Source organism: Xanthovirga aplysinae (assembly GCF_009711365.1).
In the GTDB taxonomy this organism is placed as follows: Bacteria; Bacteroidota; Bacteroidia; order Cytophagales; family Cyclobacteriaceae; genus Xanthovirga; species Xanthovirga aplysinae.
Genome location: NZ_SMMB01000055.1, coordinates 1 through 252, shown reverse-complemented (window position 1 = coordinate 252; position 252 = coordinate 1). Strand labels below are relative to the sequence as shown.

Sequence of the window (252 nt, the reverse complement as noted above, 5' to 3'; positions counted from 1 at the left end):
TTTTCCTCAAAAGTTGTAAGAGGTGTGCTTGTTCCTGTGATCACCGGAATATCATTGACAGGTAAAACTTCGATTGAAAGCTGAAAGACTTCACTTTCGTCCGTACCGTCATTTACTGATACCAGAATATCTAATATTCCATTAAATTCAGGGGCCGGGGTTATTTCATTGTTTGTTACTGAATAACTATCACCTTCAAGGACGGTTAATGAGAAATCGTTTGGAAAAGAGTTGTCAGGATCTTCTACTAGC

1 protein-coding gene is annotated in these 252 nt (G+C 38.5%); it reads right to left on the bottom strand.

Translation table 11 applies throughout. The features are described from left to right. Positions 1–252: hypothetical protein (locus tag E1171_RS22970; protein WP_187696072.1), on the bottom strand; the 252-nt coding region annotated here is incomplete at both ends.